Below are 18,817 nucleotides of genomic sequence, written 5' to 3' on the forward strand. Positions count from 1 at the left end.
TCGTGGCTGTCAAGTAATGTCAGGGTGTGCGCACCCTCACGCTAGTGCGGCGCTGGGCCTTGAAGCGGGATGCTCACCCTTCGTCGCGGCGTGTCTTGTCTGCGGAGTCAGAGGTTCGCGGCGGGATGTCGATGGTTCCGGGCGGGTTGGGCAGCCAAAAAAGCCGCCATTGGGTTGGGAAAAGGAAGCTCTGCAACGCCCAGTATTGACGAATATTGACTATTGCTTGTGGGCATCTAGCTGCAGTGATATAGTGAGAATAGGGCGTATGGTACCTTCTTTTTGGCTTGAGGTGCTAGTGTCCTATTATGGACGTGGGGGTTCAAGTCCCCCCTCGCGCACGTAGAGGTTCTTATCTGAACCCGGATGTTTTTGAACATCGTTTTCAATGGCGTTACCCGTTCGGGTAGCGCCATTGGTGTTTCTCCAATCGCAAGTGAACCGAATGACCGGCCCGGCTGTTTCGCCGTGATGGGTGTCGATGACGGTCGGCCCAAACTCTCCGCGATCGAGGAACAGCTTCCCGAAGCAGATCTGGTTGAGGGTTCGCCGCTCGTCGTTAGAAGCTTCGCCATAGACCCGCTTCGGGTCGGTGAGTAGCTGCAGGATCAGGTCAACGGTCGACTGCGCCTCCTCAAGCTGGCCGGAGCGGGCATCCGTGAGTTTGGCAGCGATGGTCTCCCGCTGGATCCTGAGCAGCCTGATCTTCTCCGTGAGTTTGTCGGCGGGCCAGTCGGGATTCCCGATGAGCTCGACGCACTGATCCTCCGCAAGCTCGATCTTTCGCAGCTCCCGCTCGAGTTCGCGACGCAGGGTCGCACTGACGGCTCCCTCGGATTCGAGCGCGCTGGCGAGTTCGGCCTTGATCCGATCGGCCGTGGTCTGGCCGATGGCCAAGGTCGCCCAGTGGTTCTGGACGTGCTCTTCAACGGCGGGAACTGTCATGCGCGGGAGGTCGCATTCGCCGTCGGCACGTCCCAGGCACAGGTAGTAGAAGTAGAACCGCCCGGTCTTGGACTTCGCGCGCTCCAGCGTTAGGAGCCGTTTGCATCGGGCGCACCGCACGGTGCCCTTGAGGTAGTGCTGCCATTTGCGATCCCGAGTTCCGGCATTGCGCTGTCGGTAGAGCACCTGCTGAACCTGCTCGAACAGCTCGGGCGTGATGAGCGGCTCGTGGCGGCCGTCGTACTCGCGTCCCTTGTAGGGGACCTTTCCGAGGTAGTACCGGTCCTTGAGGATCTTCCCGATCGCATGAATCGACAGATCGCACCCGGCCGGGTAGGCCTTCGTCGGCCGTGTCCGCAGCCCCGCTTGGATCGATGCCTCGCGAAGCTGCACGAAGGTGAACTGGCCGGTGGCGTACTGCTCGAAGATCAGTCGAACCAGATGGGCCCTCTCTGGATCGGGGATGACTGTCCGCACCGGTCGCCCTTCGACGGTCACGGTGACGTTCAGGTATCCGAGCCGAGTCCGGTTTGGCGTGCCGCCGCGCTGGGCTTTGGCTTCCATCTTGTAGGCGATGTCGTCGCCAGCGGCGCGGGACTGGTACTCGTTCACCACGTCCAAGATCCCGGCCAGCATGTCGCCGGAGATCGAATCAGCGGTGGGGTCCTTGACCGACAAGAGCGAGACCCCGAGCTGCTTCAGCTCCCTGCGGGTGAGCGCGGCGTCGGCGGCGTTGCGGAAGATCCGCGATCGCATGTAGATGACGATCGCGTCGACATCTCGTTGCTTGCGGGCGCGCTCCATCATCTCGTTGAACCGAGGTCTGCGATCGATGTTCTTGGCCGATCGGCCCGGCTCCACGTACTCTTCCACGACCGTCAGACCGAGTTCGCCGGCCAATTGCATGCAGGCCTTCCGTTGGGCGGGGATGGAGTTGCCCTCGGGGTCGTAGTCAGTGTTGACCTGCTTCGGGTCGGAGACCCGCAGGTACAGCACCGCGCGTCCACCCCGGGGCATCTTGCGGCCCTCGCTGCTTCGCTTGCTGGAAGTCATTCCTCGAACTCGCTCTCGTCGCCGTCGATCTTGTAGACGCCTCGACGTGGGACGGGCTTACGACCGTCGCGCTGGCGACGGGCCATCCTGATGAGCAGATGCGCGAGCTGGCGGGTATCGATCTCGTCGTACCGCTCTCCGGTGACGCGAATCGAGTTATTCCGGCAGTTCATCGCACCCACCGCCAGGTAAATTCCCAGGTCAGGGCATCAAAATCGATGCTAGAGGGACTCCGGCGGGGTGTCGAGCGACCACACAGATGACGGAACCTGGCAAGCAACGGGACGCGGGAACTCAGCTTGATTGGAGGGGGCTCAGGGCGCCAGCAAAAGACTGAATACTTTCGAAGCCCTGCTACTTGAGGGCTGTGGCGCCTTCGGTGTGACCGGCCGAGGGCGGGCTTCAGCTGAAGATACGGCAAGGTGGGTGCCCCACCAGGCATCATGCAATCCAGTCGAACAAACATTCTACCGGAACCAGCTACCCCGAGGAGGGGAGCAAGGATCGGATGCCTGGTCGAGGGCGGTTACTCTCCCGGTTACCAACGCACTTCGTCTCGATCGAGCGACAGGGTAACCGGCTTGCTCCCGATGGCGAAGGCGCGATGAGCTGGAGGTTCGGGACAGTAACCGGGTTCGATGAATCAGACTCCGATGGATAGTCGGTTCCTGGAAATTCGTCCTGTGCGAGGGCTTCCGGCGAGCGCCGCAGCCTCTATGTGTGGTGGTTCGGCATCATGGCGGACTGCCGCGACGAAGGCATCCCGGAAGATGGGCCCCGGAGGCTGCCCCGTCCAAGGGGACCCGGATAGGGCCTGAACACGACGTGGCAGGTCACCGAGTGTCGGCGCAGGTAGGTACGACTTTTTCGGAGATGTCGAAGTCCGACAATATATCTCCCCGAAGGCGCTCAAGAGGAGCCGAGCGGCCGCCGTTCGACCATGCAGCCCTGGGAGCGGGTGCCTTTCGTGGCGTGCGCTTGCGTCTGATGCATTTACTCGGCCTCCGCATCCCGTTTCTACGCGTCCTACAGGCTGGTCCCTACAGATGGGGCCCTACGAGCTGCTCCCTAGATGGGGCCTGAACTGACTCTCCCCCGGTTACCCGCGGTCCACGCAGGTCAGAGCCGGATTCGCGGTGGCTCTGAAAGCCAGACAATATATCTCCCCGGAGCGGCTGGAGCGGCAGAACTTCAACGCGCACGATCGAGCGCCGCGAGGAGCCAGCGCGAGACCGAGGCATCGCCGAGCTCATCCACACTCCTGACCCATCGAGCTTCAGCCAGCTCGGGGGACAGCATCAAGTTTTCTGTGGGGGCCGCGGCTGCGAGGACTGTCAGCGTGTCTCGCTTGGCCTCAAGAGTCGTCGTGACCGTGTCCAGCACGCTGAAATCAGCAGGGGCTATCCGGAGGCCCAACTCCTCGGCGATCTCGCGCGCAGCGGCCTGTTGCGGGGTCTCTCGTGCGGGACGGTAGCCGCCGCCCGGCAGGCCCCAGCGGCGAGTGTCGGCGTAGGAGTGCCGGACGACGAGAAACCGATCTGAGTCGGGATGTCGGAGCAGTGCCTTGACGCCGAACGTCGTCGGGCGGCGAACCTTCCACCACAACCGCACCAGCGGTGACATGGCTCGTAGCGCTGGCGCCGGGAGGCGGACATGTCTCATTGGCCGATTATGACGGTCTTGAAGTGCGGATCGTCGAACCGGTAGCGCACCATCCGCCGCGTGCCCACGAACGGCTGGCGGGCATGGATCATGACCCGGTTGTTCACGATCAGCAGATCACCCGGCCGCCATCGATGAACGACGGCGACCGCTACTGAGACCGCCGCCTCAACCAGCCCGTACATCTGTGCCTCAGTTATGCCCGGCGGGAGCGGCCCGTCCACCGTGTTCGTCTCCAGCGCCGATCGATACCGCAACACCGGCCCGTGATCACGATCGAACACGATAAGCGGGTGAGTCGCGATCGTTGGTCGCCAGGGCGTGGCGTAGGTGATCTGGACCTTGACCAATTCGGGATGAGTGTCGACCAGCGCGCTGGCCGCCAAACGACCGTCGTACAGGCAAGTGGCGCCGCCGCTTACGGCCGATTCCAGGCATCCCAGAGCGAAGTACTGGAGTGGCTCGATATCGTCGAGTTGCTCGGTGTGGCGGGGGAGCCAGTCGGGCGAATCCTGGGCCTCCAGGAGTCGCGCGCCCATCGATGCGGACCCGACATGGGCTCCGAATCGCTCAGCGGCAGCGGTCAACGCGCCGAAGTCGGCTGCGGTACGGATAAGCGCATACCCGCGAACGTCGAGGTCTTCGACCAGGTCAGCGAAATTGTGCGTAGCAGCGAGCATCGGTCTCCTTTGACAGATGGACGGGGGAGCGGGGCCGCCTCCCACCCGGCGGCCCCGCGAAGGGGGAGTGAAGTCAGAGAAGACCCTGTTCTGCGGCCCGATTGAGGATCGCCTCGACTTCGCGTCGCCAACGCCGCTTGCGGTCCTCAGGGGTTCCCTTCCAGCCGGGCCGTGTGACCATGCCGCAGATCCGCCCGCGTTCGTGAAGCAGATCCGCGACCGGCGAAAGCCTGTTCTCGGCGTTCACCACGCTCAACACCGCATGCTCCGATGCGACCGTCGGTTCGACGGCAAACCGGAACCTGTCCAAGTCGAAGGTCCCGACCACACTCTGCGGCAACTGCACAGGCTCAGAAGCCTGGACACCCTCGGCGTGCCAGGACGCGATCAGTGAGGCGATGTGGTTGCGCTGCTGGACTTTCCATGCCTCCGTCTGTTCCGACCGAGGAGGATCCCACCGGACCTCTCGAACCACGCCGCCCGCATGGACCGCGTGACCGATCTTCACTGGATGCCCGTGGGAGTCCAGCCAGACTGAGGCGTATCCGGTTTTCCTGCGGGCCTTCAACGACAGCCAGTTGCCGCTTTCGCTCTGCCATCGCCCGAGCATCTCGAAGTCGCTCTTGGCGGTTCGTAGACTCTGCGCCGTCACCGGCACGCTCCCCTCGATGAGTACCTGGTGAACCGAGCCGGATCGCGGTGACACCGACGAAGCGGCCCGGAATTCCTGTGAACCCATCGTGGCGAAACCGGGGTTGCGGGCGCTAACCTCTTGCGGGTATCTCATAGTGAGATATAGGCTAGATCGCTATGGACATACCGATGTTCGTGCCGGTGGATCTCCCGGACGCCCTCTGGAACCGCGACAACATGCGCCAGGCGCTCGCTGCCCGTGACATCGCAGCGGTCTTTCGCCTCGCTCGCCAATACGGCGGACTCTCGCAGTCCCGCATCGGCATCGCCACCGGCATCGGCCAGGGCCGCACCAACGAGGTCTTCAACGGCAAACGCAAGATCGTCAGCATCGAAGTCCTTGAACGCATCGCCGACGGACTAGGCATGCCCGACCGAGCCCGTCAACTCCTTGGCCTTGCCCCCGCTATCGGCGAACCACAAGATTCCGAGGCTCAAGCCGCCCGCATCGGCATCACGAGAGTGTTCGCAGCCCAGGCCACGGCTGCGCAAGAGATCCGCGACGCCGCCTGGCAAGCAAACGAAGTCGACCTCCTGGCCGTCCGAGCGCTCGGCCTCATCGGCCTTAACGACTCCCTCCTCCGAGAACCGCTAACCGCCGAACGCGCCGAACCCGTCAAAGCCCGAGTCCTCCTCCTCGACCCCGACTCCCCAGCCGCAGCCCACCGAGCCCACGAGATCGGCGAGTCCGAGGAATCCTTCACGGCCGGCATCCGAATGTCGATAGCCCGCCTCCGCGAACTCACCGACCAGCCCCACCTCGACCTCAGCGTCGCCCTCTACAACACCCTGCCGACCTGGCGCCTCATCCGAGTAGACCAGACCATCTACCTCTCGATGTTCAACGGCGCTACCGAAGGCCACCAGAGCGCCATCTACCGCCTCAGTGCCGCCCAGTACAACCTCCTCCACACCGGCTTCACCCGCCAATACGAAGACCTCTGGACTACCGCCGAGCGCCTGATCTGAGAAGGTGAGAACATGATCGAAGCCGAGCTGAAAGCCCGCGTGAAAGACGTCGAAGCCGTCCGAACCTGGCTCCAAGCGCGAGCAGAGGAAGAGGAAGCCACCTACCACGACACCTACTACGACTGGCCCGACCGCCGACTCGAAACCAAAGGTCAAGAAATTCGCCTTCGCACCATCACCGCACCAGCAGGTACCAGCCATGTCCTAACCTACAAGCAACCCCCAGCTGACAGGGAAAGCGGCTCCAAACCGGAGTACGAAACCATCATCGCTGACCGAGCCCCTGTCTCAGCTATGCTTTGCGACCTCGGCCTAGTTGAATTGGTGAGTCTTACCAAGCATTGCCTAAATTTCCGATTTGACTACAGGAATCGACAGATACTCGCCACCCTCGTGACGGTGCCCGAGCTGAGTGGAGCTTTCCTGGAAGTTGAGACCCTAACCGAATCGGCGGAAATTAATGCCGCGCTCAAGACAGTGAAAGCTGTCATGGCTGATATTGAAGTAATACGTGATCTAAGTAGCGATTCGTACACGAAATCCGTCATGGCCGCTAGGGAAGCGCGAAATCTCATGTTAGCCAGGGATCTCTGCTGAAGAAATTCGAAAGGTAGCGACGATGGAGATAGAAGATCATCCAGGGTTCTACGGATTTGGCATGTCCGATGGAACGATTGCGATTCATGCAGACTGGCCTACCTATCCGATGGGCGGAAATGCCATGGATGCGCTGCTCGCTCTCGCAGCGTTTCCTGAAGGAGCCAGATTTACGGCAATAGATGATATTGATCGTGCGATTCTATTCATCGGATGGAGATTCGATGGCGTTGAGGATCCGTTTGATCGCCGGAATCTGCATGCTGCGGTTTGGCACCAAGCTCTTCTTGATGCGATGGATCATAGATACATTTCTGGTATTGAGCGAATCTCCGAGAGGGAACATCATCGACGTTATCGAGCCGAACTGCCAAGTCCCTTGTACCACAAATTGCCAGACGGGACTTTTGAGCTGTTGGAGTTGCCTCCGCTGAATGAATATGACGATGATGTTGATGAAGATGGCAATTTCGATCCAAGCATTGCTACCTGGGTTGGGTTTTCTTCGCCTGAAAAGCATGTCGAGATTACGGGTTCAGGTCACCGCGCGCTCGTGAGATTCCTGGCAAGTGAACTCAAGATTCCAAGAGAAATTCGAAAAATCGTCAATATTCTGATTGACGCGGGGGCATACGACACGGCGATTAGAGAGACAGCGGTTCTCGTAGAATTTAGAATTCGACAATGGTGCACGTCCAAAAATTATGGAATAAGGCTCATAAATGAATTCATTGAAAATCTCGAAGCTTCCGGGTATCCACATGCACTCGCGAAAATACTTCAAGGAGAGCTACGCACACTATTCAGCTTCGTGCGGAACGAGTTTGCACATAATCGTATTAGTCTGTCGGACGAGCGTGGCCGTGCAATCCTAGCGAGATTGGGATTCGCTTGGGATGCAGTGGAGGCTTTGACTCAATCGGATATAGATCAGGATTGACTCGGCCAAGTCGGCAGCGGGTGACGCTCGAACTCGCGTCCAGCGCAGCGAGAGGGTGCCGACCCGCGACCAATCTGTGGTGAGTTGGACAGAGTATCTGCGGGCTGGAAGTACAAGCTTGTCAGGACCCAGATCAGAAGCTATGAATGAACCTCGCGGAAGCGAGCGCGAAGAGACTCCGCCATTTCATCAATTCCCACATGCGCCTTCATGGAGGCGTAGGGATATTTCCGAGAGAGCTCTGAACTTGTCGGGTCGAAGACCGCTATACCAGTCAGCATTTGTGTAGAGAACGACTTGATTCGTTCTGCAAGAATTGATGCCGCCTTCCTTGCGGCGTCGACGTATGAATCAAGATAATCGTAATTGACGATATCGAATCCGGTCGACTCAAATCCTCCCAGCGACTCAGGGCCCGGCTCGGATCTCAGCAATCGCACGTGGGATACTGGCTTGATCCGAACATCGCCTTCAATTACTTCCGCGGAAATCAATGGAGCTCGAAGGACTGCAATTGGAAACACCAAACGGACATCATAGTACATTCGCTGATGGCCAGGTCGGGTGATATCTTTAAGGTGTTCAAGTGCCTTCAGGACCGGCAAGGCTATGCTCCTATAACAATCCTCTCCTGACAGCTCAAGTGACTTCCCTTTTCGATGTGCCTTGGCAATGGACATTGCACGGACCGGATTAGGGATTCCAAGGTCCCAGATTCCTAGGGCGTCCGACGCTGACATTTGAATAATGCCTTCAGCTGTGGGGTCATCTCGAAGTTCGATGTCTTCGTGAGGATGGCCAAACATTAGAGGGATACTGCAGTGGCCAGCGGTTTCTCTCGTAAAGACGACAAAAGGCAGATCGGATTGCTTGCATTCAACTAGGAAGTTGAGATGAACCCTGATCCAGCTAGACGGATCATGAAAATCATCACGATCCTGTTGCGTTTCAGATACCTGGTACCCGACCAATGCGTCGATTTGCCTAATCGCCTCAGTTTCCCTGTCTACAAAACTCCATTCCTCCTGTATCTCGATTCGTTGATGCGAAGCTTCTGAGGGAAGATTTTTCAAGAGCTTATCTACGACCATTCCCTGCAATGGGTATCCGGAGCGAGTGATCGCCTTCCTTAGTTTTTCGTAGTCTGCGTCAGCCCAATCTGTAAACGTTTCTTGCGGCGATTCATCGGGCACTAAATGGCTCCTCTGGATTCTTGGAAGTCGGGTTTCGGATGATTTGAACAATCTATAGGAGCTCTTGGAATCTCTCGACAAGATGGCGGAACATGATCCCGTCGATTCCGTTTATTCTTGACTCGACCAAAATTTTAATGTCCTTGTCATCGAGGGCGATAGCAAATCCATGATGATCCTGCGCAGCGTCACGACACTTCCGGATAATTCGAGATTTGTCTCCAAACCCCCGGTGGCAGAGAAGGCCAACTTGCCCTCGCATCGGGGAAAAACGCATCGCAAGTTGGTCAATTTCAGGGTTCGAGATCTCAGACCCATAATTCTTGCATTCTACTGCAATGAAGGCAGCCGGAGTTTCATGTTGAACTCGTACCCAGTGAAAGAATCCTTCTGTTGCACGGTTAGTATATTGGATGTCGATGCGTTTTCTACCCTCGTGTATGTTGAACTCGCGCTGAGGAAGATCAAGCGCTGGATAAAACAGGGCAGACAAGAGTGCTTCAATAGCTAGATGGTAGGTGTTCGCATTGTCCTTGCCTGGCGGCACCGACAAGACCCGCTCTAGCAGACTCTCCCAATCTGGCATTGGGGTTTCGGTAGCGGATGCAATTTCCTCATGGCTGGGGGGAAGTTGCGGACGAGCTTTGGACTTCCGATATCTGTCCAGAATTGAAGGATCTTTTATGGTGGTGTCAAGATTGATGACTTTTCCTTCTCCGTATTTCTCTCTTACGGATTTTTTCGTAACCTTTCGATCTCCATTCTTCAATGTTTGGACTAGCAGGGAGCTAGCTCGAAGCTCCTCCTCTTGAAGCACTGGTAGGACATAATGAGTGTAGTACTCGCCGGGCTCAAAGGAAGTAGAGCGTCGCACTATGCTCTTCGGAACCAAGAGCAGAGGGCCATCCGACGTCACGGAAAGGCTGACGTATTGATGCATCCACGTGCGCGAATGATGGTTCCATATCCGGCCAGATCCGACATCCTCTTCCATTGGGATGTTGTAATACCTGCAAGCATCTTGGGTGAACTCGATAAGCGAACCACGAATGATGTTTGTAGTAATGTCTGAAATAATATCGAATCCAATTCCTTCGATGAAAAGGATGGTGTCCTCGAGATCTTCCAACAGGCCAGTGGAAACTGCTCTGCTCTTGCGGAGTGCTTCCCACATTTCTCTTGCAAGATCCCGTCCCATTCCACGGCCTCTTGCGCGCCCTTTCGATAGGCCGAGCCGAGTTTCATTTGGCTCGCTCATGGATGCCAAGAGTTGCTGTGCCAATTGATGGTTCTCTTGTTGGATCGCATCGAGGACAGCACTGAAAAAGCTTTGAAGCAAGCTAACGCATTGGTTTCCCCACTCGCTGTCGACCCATCGAAGCGCGTGAGGGTCTAGGAACAGCTGAGTGTCCTTGTAAGTGTCAACATCCACGAACTCAAGGCTGCTTTGCGTGCGGCCGAGCTCGTAATATGAGGAGATTCTCATATTTCATCCGTTCGGAAGGGTTTGTTTGCATCGCAAGGGTGGGAATGGCCGAGAAGTGATGATACCTCAGAATCGGTTCTGGTGGTGGTGATGAACCGATTGAGCTCCAAGGGTCCGAGTCCTTTTTAGTGCACACCGGACTGGGGTGGCTAGTGTGGCGGATGGTGGGAGAGGGATCTGCCAGCGCTGTTGTGGGTACCGCCTCGCTCGACCACCTTCCGGTTCAGGTCGCTGACGTGCCGGGACTCCGGTCGAGGTTGAATTGGTTGATGGGAACGTAAGGCTCGGTGAAGGTGGCGCCTTCGAGGTGACGGCCTGCGGTCTCTGAGGCACACTGGAGCCACTTTCCATCGGGAACACGTCTTGGAGCTCGAAGGCGAGTCGAACAGTTTCTTCGTGTCAGCGACATACATTCTCATGGTTGTCTAGCAATGGTCCTGCTAATCAGACACCATGCGCGTGAGGTTTCTGATCAGTGCTATGACCTGGGGCGATGGGTTCAGATACGGCATTGCTAGGTGCACAGATACGAAGGCCCCGCTTGTCCGGGGCCTTCTTTTCTATGCCCTACTCGGCCTTGAACCTTTGGCGCTTGCTAGGGGAGAGCCAAAAAGAGAGCCCTGTTTTGGCAGCCTAAACGTCCCTTGAGGATCCAGGTGTTCCTCCTGGAGTGCTGCGTCCATCAGGTCGGCCCCCTTGGTGATGACCGGTCGGAGCTGGTGGCGGTACACGATCCAGGTCGTGGCGATGTCTTTGTGGCCCACGAGGTCGGCGATGAGCTCGACTGAAGCGCCGCGCTCGGACATGATCGACACGAACGTATGGCGCAAGTCCCGGGGCGTCCACGAACCGGCGATTCGGGCCTGGGCGACCACGTCCCTGAACTGCCTGCGGATGACCTCGGCCGACGGCACGGTGTCGCTCCGGGTGCCGAACACGTAGACGATCCCCGCCGACTTCCAGCCGTGCCGGTCTCTCCACTGCTGCTGCCGCACTTGGTGATCGGCAAGAATCTCGACGGCGAGTTCGGGCAATGCCACGGTCCGCCGGCTCCCCGCCGTCTTGGTGTCCCCTCCGCCCCGGACAGAATGCCAGATTTCGACATGCGGCACCCGGCTCTCAGTGTGCTCACGCCCGCACGAGCAGATCTGCCCCGGGACCGGATTGAGATGCAAGTGCCGCCATTCAAGCGGCCGAGACCTCCGCGATGCTCTGACCGCGAACCTCTGGGCGGATCCTGCTCCCATCAGGACGAGTCCCCAACGAGAGTGCACCGACGAACCGCTGGTGTGTCGCATCCCAATAGATCGTGCCAGCACCTTTTCGGGCGGACTTGCGCGGGGCGCCTAGGGGTTCTCATACGGCCATGACCGTCATCCCCCGTGATGATCTCCCTTCAACTATAGAACATATGATCTATATATTCGTATTATCAAACAAATGACTGATCCACGGATGTGACGGCCCAAAACTTTCTGGCTAGGCAAGTGGCCTTACCGGTCTCGGCACGAAGCTCCGGTCGGGTTGGCCGGTGGGACCGAAGGAAGTAGCGCGGCGGCCGCGACGGCGAGCGCCATGCCCGCGCCGATGACCGCCCGACGAACTGAGGACTGATATTTCGCGGTCGTCCCTCTCAAAGCTCGATGCCGGGCGCTCGCCGGAACCGACGAGCGCCCGCCTCCTCGGCTCCTGGTCGGCGCCCGAACACACCTCCACATCGGTGGAAGGGGCGCGTGACTGATCAGTTGTCGAGCAGCGATCGCATCCGGTCGGCGATCAGCGCGGTCGCCCGTTGCGGGGCGAGGCGCGAGAGCCGGTCGAGCAGGCGGGCGTCGCCGCCGATGCGGACCCGGTACGTGCCCTTCTCGAGTGCGGTGATGATCTGCCCGCCGGCGTCAGCGGCGCTGGTCACCTTCGAGCCGGCGCCCGCGGATGCAGCGACGCTCGCAGGAATTCCGGCCCCTGAGTTGGCGACGAGGTCGGTCGCCACACCGCCGGGGAAGACGATGGTCACCGCGACCGACGAGCCGCGAAGCTCCGCATACAGCCCCTCGGTCAGCAGCTTGACCGCCGCCTTGCTGGCCCCGTAGGCGGCCTGCCCGGGGACCGGCGCCAGTGCACCCATGCTCGACACGTTCACCAGACTTGCTTCAGGACGTTCGAGGAGCACCGGTACGAACGCCTTGACCATGTTGACAACGCCCCAGAAGTTGACCGCCATGACCTTCTCGATCTCGTCGTGGCCCAGGTCCTGCACGCGCACGAAGCGCTGAACGATCCCGGCGACGTTGAGCACGCCATCGACCTGGCCGTACACCGCTTGCACTTCGGCCGGAAGTCGCTCGACCGCCGCGCGGTCAGTGATGTCGACGGCATGCGCGGATAGTCGCCCATCGGCCGCGGCAGCGAGACGCGCGGTCTCGGCGAGACCCTCCTCGCTGCGGTCGACCGCGGCCACCTTTGCGCCGCGCTTGATGAGACCCAGGACGACTTCGCGGCCGATCCCGTTGCCGCCGCCGGTGACGACGAAGACCTTCCCTGCTGTCTGCATTGCGATTGCCTCTCTGTTGCTACAGCGGTCCGGCTGTCATCCGCCGTTGGATTGCCGGGTGCCCTCGGCGAGGGCCTCGAAGGTGTAGAGGTAGCCGCCGTCGGGACCGCTAACGGTGATGACGCCGTCGGTAGTCCCGGGCTCGATGGCGATGTTGGTCGCGGTGTCGAGGTCGGGTGCGTCCTCGGGGACGGCGATCACGGCGAGCAGATCGCCTTTCGGGCTGTAGACGTGGATCTCCGGCTTGAGGTGGAATCCTTGGTAGACGTTGCCGTCGGCGTCGACCGCGGTCGAGTCGACACGAGCCTTGCCGCCGTCGACGTACATGCCCGGGTACGCGGCCGTCACCTCGGTTCGCGTCTCGTCGAGGGCGAAGTAGTCGATGCGGTTGGCGTAGTACTGCGCGACCCACAGACCTGCGTAGTCCTCGTCGAAGCTGATGCCGTTGGGAGAGGCCAGGTCAGAGGCGAGTACTGTGGCGTCGCCCTCGGCGCTGACGCGGACGACCCGCCCCAGCGTCTCCCAGCCCGGGCCTTCCACGCCGCGGATGTCGCTGATGTAGAGGTTGCCCTCAGGGTCGAAGGCGAGGTCGTCGGGCAGCATGGCCGTTCCGTCGATATCGCCGGAGAAGAGCGTCCGCGGGTCCGTCCCGTCCAGCAACATGCTCTGGACGGAGCCGCCGAGACCGTCGGTGAGATAGAGGCGCCCGTCGGCGGGGCTGATCTGCGCGGACGTGAACACGCTCGCCTCGTCGGTGTAGATCGCCTCGACCGTCTCCTCCCCGACATCGACTCGCAGCACCTTCGGCTCGCCGGGCGGTGCCATGACGTCAACGAGGAAGAGGCGCCCCTCATCGTCGAAGACCGGGCCTTCGAGCAGCGTGCCGCCTGACAGCACATGGGGTTCGGTGACCCGGATCAGCTCGTCGGCGGTCTGATGCCCGACTCCCTCGCGATCCTGTTCGGCCGGAGCCGGAGCCGGAGCCGGACCCGCGACGCAGCCGGCGGCGACGAGCGGGACGAGCAGGGCGCCGACGGTCAGGAGGCGCTTCACGAGGCCACCTCTCCGACGGTGTCGAGGTGCTGTGGCGCGTCTTCGTCGCCGCGGACCAGGACCTCGCTCATGTCGCCGTCGCGCCATTCGCACAGCAGCCGGTGGAATGCGACGGGGCCCGGGGAGTACGAGAAGCCGGTGAACGACCGGGTCCCTTCCCCGTTGTAGTAGCCGGGCGTGCATTCGGCCTGGAAAGCACTGGTGTCGTGCGCCGTCTTCTGAAGCGTGCGCAACCACCGCTCCTCAGCTTCGGCGGTGGGCTCGACCCGGCGGGCGCCTTCGCGTTCGGCACGGGCGATGACCGCGGCGACGTGCTCGGCCTGCGCTTGGAGGATGTGGACGAAGTTGACCGAGTTGGCGGTCTGGACGGCGCCGAGGTGCAGCAGATTCGGGAACCCGTGGCTGTAGAAGCCGTGCAAGGTGCGCGGGCCCGTCGCCCACGACTCCAGGAGGCTCCGGCCTCCGCGGCCGGTGACCTGCAACGCGCCGGACATGACGCCGGAGACGCCGGCGTCGAAACCGGTGGCGAAGATGATGCAGTCGACCTCGTATTCCTTGTCGCCGACGAGGATCGCGTTCTCGGTCATGCCGGTGACGCCATGGCTGTCAGCGGTGTCGACGAGCGTCACGTTGGGTCGGTTGAACGCCTGGAGGTAGTGGTCGGAGAATCCGGGGCGCTTGCACATGTACCGGTACCAGGGCTTGAGCACTTCGGCGGTGGCCAGGTCGGCGACGAGCTCGTCGACGCGGGCGCGGATGCGGTTCATCGTGGCGGCGTCATCGAGCTCGTCGCGGAGCAGGCGCTCCTCCTCGGGGAGCGACTCGTCGACCGCACCGGAGATCATGTGGCGTTGCAACGCCACCGTCGCGGTCCACCCGTCGGTCACGAGGAACTCGTCCACCGGTTCGCCCGCGATGATCGCGAGGAAGTTCTCCATCCGCTCGCGCTGCCAGCCCGGCTTCAGCGCTGCGGCCCAGGCGGGATCGGTCGGGTGGTTGTCACGCACGTCCACCGTAGACGGCGTGCGTTGGAACACGAACAGCTCGCCCGCACTATCGGCCAGGATCGGCACGGCCTGGAGGCCGGTCGCGCCGGTGCCGATCACCGCGACCCGCTTGTCGGCGAGCCCGGTCAGGTTCCCGTCGGGAGTGCCGCCGGTGTAGCCGTAGTCCCAGCGGCTGGTGTGGAAGGTGTGGCCGCGGAAGGACTCGATGCCGGGGAGGCCGGGGAGCTTGGGCTGGGTGAGCGTTCCGGTCGAGGTGATGATGTACCGGGCGCGGAAGCGGTCGCCGCGGTCGGTCTCCACGATCCACTCCGCTGGGTCCTCGTCCCACGCCAGGTTGGTCGAGCGGGTCTGGAAGAGCGTGTCGCGGTACAGGTCGTAGTGCTCGGCGATGCGCACCGCGTGCCGACGGATCTCCTCGCCTTTCGCGTACCGCTCGGTCGGCATCGCGCCGGTCTCCTCGAGCAGCGGCATGTACACGTAGGACTCGACATCGCAGCGCACGCCCGGGTACCGGTTCCAGTACCAGGTGCCGCCCACGTCGCCGGCCTCGTCCATGAGCCGGATCGACTCGATCCCGGCCTCCCGCAACGACGCGGACGCCAGGAGGCCGCCGAACCCGGCGCCGATGACGAGGACTTCGACGTGGTCGGTCTTCGGCTCGCGTTCGGTGAACTGGGTGTAAGGGTCTTTGGCGTAGTAGCCGAACTCGCCTGCGGCGCTGCGGTACTGGCGTGCGCCGTCGGGGCGGATGCGGCGGTCGCGCTCGCGCTTGTACCGCTCGCGGATCGCATCGAGATCGATCGAGGCCGCCTGTGGCTCTTCCATGCTGTCTCCTTTTGCCCGGGGTGTTCGGGCTGGGATGGTTTCGGACCCGGCGCGGCATCGGCCGGATACCTCCTGCAAAGAGGTTAGCCTGAAGCTAACTAAATCGGCCAGTCGGAGTTCCGAGAGCGACTACCGTGAAGGGATGACGAATCAGGACAGGCGTGAAGTGCGCAAAAGCATCGAATCGTTGTCGGTTGCGATCTCGGCGCGCTCCATTCCGCGCATCATCGGACCGTTGATGGAGACGCAACTCACCATCCAGCAGTTGAAAGTGCTCTCCTCGGTCGTCGTGAGCGAAGGATCGACGGCCAGCGGCCTGGCCGAGGACTTTGCGGTTTCCCTGCCCACGATGTCCCGGCTCGTCGACCGGCTCGTCAAGCAGGACCTCGTCGAACGCGCCCCGGACGACGGCGACCAGCGCGTCCGGCGTCTCCGACCGACCAGACTCGGCCGCGCGGTCATCGCCGAGATCCTCGGAGCCAGGCCTGAACTGGGCAGCGACGTCATCGACGGCCTCACCTTGGAAGAACTGCGCGCCCTCGAAATCGGCATGCGAGCGGTCAACCGGGAACTGCAAGCGCTCCGAACCCGCACCGGAGCGCCACGGCTCTAGTCCCCGACCGATCCGCACTCAGTGCCGACCCTCCGACCGTCTTGCACCCAATGCTCGCTCCAGAGCGGACATCTGGGATCCCTGATAGGCGCGCGAAACCAAGGCATGGCGTTCTACCACGTCGAAGCCGTGGTAGGCGCCGGGGACGACCTTGAGTTCGCAGGGGACTCCTGAGTGGCGCAACCGTTCGGCGTAGGCGAGGTCCTCGTCGTAGAAGAGGTCATTGGTACCCACGCCCAACCATGCCGGCGCGACGCCGGTGAAGTCTTCGTATCGGGCGGGTGCAGCCAGCGGCGGTGGCGCGGCCGCGTGGATGCCGAGGTAGGCGTTCCAGGCCCAGCGGTTGCTCTTCTGATTCCACATGCGCAGGGACGCGGGATCGATGTCGGTGCGCTGCGCGGTCCGGTCGTCGAGCATCGGATAGGACAGCACTTGCAGGACCGGCCGGATCGTTCTGCGTTCCTTGGCGAGCAGGGCGAGCGCGGCGGCCAGGCCGCCTCCGGCGCTCTCGCCGCCGATCGCGATCCGAGAACCGTCCACATCCGGGTCCGCCGCCAGCCACTGCAAAGCGGTGTAGCAGTCCTCCAATGGCACTGGGAACGCGTGTTTCGGTGCCAGTCGATATTCCACCGCGGCGGTGATCGCGCCAAGGCGGCTGGTGACCTCGCGGCACCAGTCGTCGGACTGCATCGCGCTGCCCAGGACGTAGCCGCCGCCATGGATCCACAACACCGCTGGCGCCGGACCGACTGCGTTCGGCGGCCGGAAGACCCGCACAGCGACGTCGGCGTCGATCCGGACGAGTTCCCCACCGCGCGGCGCTCTCGGTGCCATCAGGCCGGTGATTCGTCGGCCCAGTCCGACCGGCACGCTCCGCGGTAGGATCCGCGCGCGGCGTAGATCAGGATGAAAGGCGTGCTTGGGCATTGCGATCTCCTTGATCTAGCCGCGCATGCCGCGGAGGGCGGCAACCACGCCGCCGTCCACGAGCAGGTCGGTGCCGGTGATGAAGTCGGCGGCAGGGCCGAGCAGGAAGGCCGCGGCAGCGGCGATGTCGTCGGGCGTGCCGAGACGTCCGGTGCCGGACATGGCGACCATGGCCCGCATCTGCTCTCCGCTGTCACCTTCGAGTTCCTGCTGCCCCATCGGGGTCGAGATGACCCCGGGGCTGATCGAGTTGACGCGCGCGCCCCGCTCGCCCCAAACGCCCGCGACGGCCTGTACCCGGAGCAGGTTGGCGCGCTTGGCGATGGTGTAGGCCGGGCCGGGGTCGCCCGTCGCAGCGGCGGCGAGGAACGGCAGGCCCAGCAGCTCCATGGCCGGGACGGTGGCGAGTGCCCGCTCGGTTTCGGCGTCCAAGCCGACCGCCATGTGACCGGCCATGCTGGCGATGACCACCGCGGCGCCGCCGGGCGCGACGACCTGGCCGAACGTTTCGAGAACGAGCGCGGTGCCCAGCAGGTCGACCCGCAGGATCGCCTCGCTCGACGCCTGCGCCGGCGACAGGCCCGCAGTGTGGGCGATGCGCGCCACCGGCTCGAGATCGACTGCCGCCCTCGCGAGAGCGAGGACCGAATCGCGATCGCCCACGTCGACCGCCTGGGTGGTGACGTCGTGCCCTTCGCCGCGAAGCTCCTCGCCGACCGCCGCCAAAGCCGGTTGGTTGAAGTCGGCGAGCAGGACCTTCCGCCCACTTCCGCTGCGGCGAGCGATGGCGCGGCCCATGCCTCCGGTGCCGATGACGACTAGGACTTCCCTGCTCATGACTATCTCCTCTGCTTAAATATACGAGACGTACCGTATTGTAAATAGCGAGACTACACTCATCGGCGTGACTGCCAAACCACGCGGGCGACCCCGCAACGCCCAGACCGACACGGCGATCTTGGAGGCGGCGCGGGACCTCATGGCCGCCGATGGCTACGAGCGGATGACGATCGAGGCGATCGCCGCGCGGGCCGGGGTGGGCAAGCAGACCGTCTACCGGCGCTGGCCCTCGAAAGCGGCGATCGTGGCCGAGGCGGTCATGGCCGGCCACCTGGGGATCCGCGCGGACGCGCCGCCGCGGACCGGCGACGCGGCCGCGGATCTGCGCACCTGGCTCGGCCAGTTCTTCGGGCAGCTTGGCCAGCCCGCCACGGTCGCGGTGATCCGGGGCCTGGCCGCCGCCGCGACCGACGGCGGCACCGAAGCCGAGCAGCTCTATGAGCGCTTCACCGGCCCGGGCCGGGAGCAGATGCTCGACCTACTGCGGCTGGGCGTCGAGCACGGACAGTTCCGCGCCAGCCTCGATATCGAGGCCGCCGCCGACGCCATCTCCGGCACCCTGCTCTACCGGGCACTGATCCCGCCCTCAGCGGTCGTCGACACCGACGCCGCCGGGTTCCTGGATCTGCTGCTCCTGGGCATGACCCCGAGAACCAGCCCTGGAGGCACGAGGCCGGAACGACGGTGAACGTTGTGCCTGCCGTCGGGCACATATGGCGAGTCCTTCGACACCCGACGTGAGGGTGAGCGCCGAGAGCCGGGGCGCTCAAGCCCGCGTCGTGT

The 18,817-nt window shown here is 62.2% G+C and carries 18 protein-coding genes; 5 read left to right on the top strand and 13 right to left on the bottom strand.

Features of this window, described 5'->3' with window-relative positions; all coding sequences use genetic code 11:
• Nucleotides 1-306: 306 nt before the first annotated feature.
• The 5 genes from FAB82_RS23370 to FAB82_RS23385 all read right to left on the bottom strand — a co-directional run bounded on the left by FAB82_RS23370 (nt 307) and on the right by FAB82_RS23385 (nt 5,127).
• Nucleotides 307-1,998, bottom strand: a complete 1,692-nt coding sequence (locus tag FAB82_RS23370; protein ID WP_136536979.1) for a recombinase family protein — start codon at nt 1,996-1,998, stop codon at nt 307-309.
• On the bottom strand, nt 1,995-2,171 hold the full coding sequence (locus FAB82_RS27265; RefSeq protein ID WP_168801742.1) for a hypothetical protein: 177 nt from the start codon (nt 2,169-2,171) through the stop codon (nt 1,995-1,997). Before FAB82_RS27265 ends, FAB82_RS23370 begins: the two co-directional genes overlap by 4 nt.
• A 1,018-nt stretch (nt 2,172-3,189) precedes the next feature.
• Nucleotides 3,190-3,621, bottom strand: coding sequence for an NUDIX domain-containing protein (locus FAB82_RS23375; RefSeq protein ID WP_211116799.1), 432 nt, complete (start codon nt 3,619-3,621; stop codon nt 3,190-3,192).
• Between the two features lie 35 nt (nt 3,622-3,656).
• On the bottom strand, nt 3,657-4,340 hold the full coding sequence (locus FAB82_RS23380) for a TauD/TfdA family dioxygenase (protein ID WP_136536981.1): 684 nt from the start codon (nt 4,338-4,340) through the stop codon (nt 3,657-3,659).
• 73 nt (nt 4,341-4,413) lie between these two features.
• Nucleotides 4,414-5,127 carry a hypothetical protein gene (locus tag FAB82_RS23385; RefSeq protein ID WP_136536982.1) on the bottom strand — a complete coding sequence of 238 codons (714 nt, stop codon included), beginning with the start codon at nt 5,125-5,127 and terminating at the stop codon, nt 4,414-4,416.
• A gap of 23 nt (nt 5,128-5,150) precedes the next feature.
• Here FAB82_RS23385 and FAB82_RS23390 point away from each other — a divergent pair, with 23 nt between their 5' ends.
• From FAB82_RS23390 to FAB82_RS23400, 3 genes are read left to right on the top strand one after another with little or no spacing between them, the layout of a single operon-like run.
• Nucleotides 5,151-6,002 carry a helix-turn-helix domain-containing protein gene (locus tag FAB82_RS23390; protein WP_211116800.1) on the top strand — a complete coding sequence of 284 codons (852 nt, stop codon included), beginning with the start codon at nt 5,151-5,153 and terminating at the stop codon, nt 6,000-6,002.
• A gap of 12 nt (nt 6,003-6,014) precedes the next feature.
• Nucleotides 6,015-6,599: a class IV adenylate cyclase gene (locus FAB82_RS23395; protein ID WP_136536983.1), complete on the top strand. Its 585-nt coding sequence runs from the start codon at nt 6,015-6,017 to the stop codon at nt 6,597-6,599.
• 22 nt (nt 6,600-6,621) lie between these two features.
• Nucleotides 6,622-7,539, top strand: coding sequence for a hypothetical protein (locus FAB82_RS23400; RefSeq protein WP_136536984.1), 918 nt, complete (start codon nt 6,622-6,624; stop codon nt 7,537-7,539).
• A 140-nt stretch (nt 7,540-7,679) separates the two neighbouring features.
• On the opposite strand, the gene FAB82_RS23405 is transcribed toward FAB82_RS23400, so the two are convergent.
• The 6 genes from FAB82_RS23405 to FAB82_RS23430 form a co-directional block, all read right to left on the bottom strand.
• Entirely contained in the window at nt 7,680-8,732 is a 1,053-nt protein-coding gene (locus FAB82_RS23405; protein ID WP_136536985.1) for a hypothetical protein, read from the bottom strand.
• Between the two features lie 52 nt (nt 8,733-8,784).
• Nucleotides 8,785-10,218, bottom strand: coding sequence for a hypothetical protein (locus tag FAB82_RS23410; RefSeq protein WP_136536986.1), 1,434 nt, complete (start codon nt 10,216-10,218; stop codon nt 8,785-8,787).
• 560 nt (nt 10,219-10,778) lie between these two features.
• Entirely contained in the window at nt 10,779-11,258 is a 480-nt protein-coding gene (locus FAB82_RS27270; RefSeq protein WP_168801743.1) for a tyrosine-type recombinase/integrase, read from the bottom strand.
• A gap of 701 nt (nt 11,259-11,959) precedes the next feature.
• Complete coding sequence (locus FAB82_RS23420) at nt 11,960-12,769, bottom strand: SDR family NAD(P)-dependent oxidoreductase (protein WP_136536988.1); 810 nt, start codon at nt 12,767-12,769, stop codon at nt 11,960-11,962.
• Nucleotides 12,770-12,805: 36 nt separating this feature from the next.
• Entirely contained in the window at nt 12,806-13,822 is a 1,017-nt protein-coding gene (locus FAB82_RS23425) for an SMP-30/gluconolactonase/LRE family protein (RefSeq protein ID WP_211116801.1), read from the bottom strand.
• On the bottom strand, nt 13,819-15,654 hold the full coding sequence (locus tag FAB82_RS23430) for a flavin-containing monooxygenase (protein WP_136536990.1): 1,836 nt from the start codon (nt 15,652-15,654) through the stop codon (nt 13,819-13,821). Before FAB82_RS23430 ends, FAB82_RS23425 begins: the two co-directional genes overlap by 4 nt.
• Before the next feature lie 142 nt (nt 15,655-15,796).
• Here FAB82_RS23430 and FAB82_RS23435 point away from each other — a divergent pair, with 142 nt between their 5' ends.
• Nucleotides 15,797-16,267: a MarR family winged helix-turn-helix transcriptional regulator gene (locus tag FAB82_RS23435; protein WP_168801744.1), complete on the top strand. Its 471-nt coding sequence runs from the start codon at nt 15,797-15,799 to the stop codon at nt 16,265-16,267.
• Nucleotides 16,268-16,285: 18 nt separating this feature from the next.
• Here the strand turns inward: FAB82_RS23435 and FAB82_RS23440 are convergent, their stop codons facing one another.
• Together FAB82_RS23440 and FAB82_RS23445 are read right to left on the bottom strand one after the other, a co-directional pair.
• Nucleotides 16,286-17,101, bottom strand: a complete 816-nt coding sequence (locus tag FAB82_RS23440) for an alpha/beta hydrolase (protein WP_211116802.1) — start codon at nt 17,099-17,101, stop codon at nt 16,286-16,288.
• Between the two features lie 108 nt (nt 17,102-17,209).
• Nucleotides 17,210-18,031 carry an SDR family oxidoreductase gene (locus FAB82_RS23445; RefSeq protein ID WP_136536993.1) on the bottom strand — a complete coding sequence of 274 codons (822 nt, stop codon included), beginning with the start codon at nt 18,029-18,031 and terminating at the stop codon, nt 17,210-17,212.
• Between the two features lie 67 nt (nt 18,032-18,098).
• Between FAB82_RS23445 and FAB82_RS23450 the strand changes: the two genes are divergently transcribed.
• Nucleotides 18,099-18,722: a TetR/AcrR family transcriptional regulator gene (locus FAB82_RS23450; protein ID WP_136536994.1), complete on the top strand. Its 624-nt coding sequence runs from the start codon at nt 18,099-18,101 to the stop codon at nt 18,720-18,722.
• The last annotated feature ends 95 nt before the right edge of the window (nt 18,723-18,817 follow it).

Source organism: Glycomyces buryatensis (assembly GCF_004912275.1).
Taxonomy (GTDB): domain Bacteria; phylum Actinomycetota; class Actinomycetes; order Mycobacteriales; family Micromonosporaceae; genus Glycomyces; species Glycomyces buryatensis.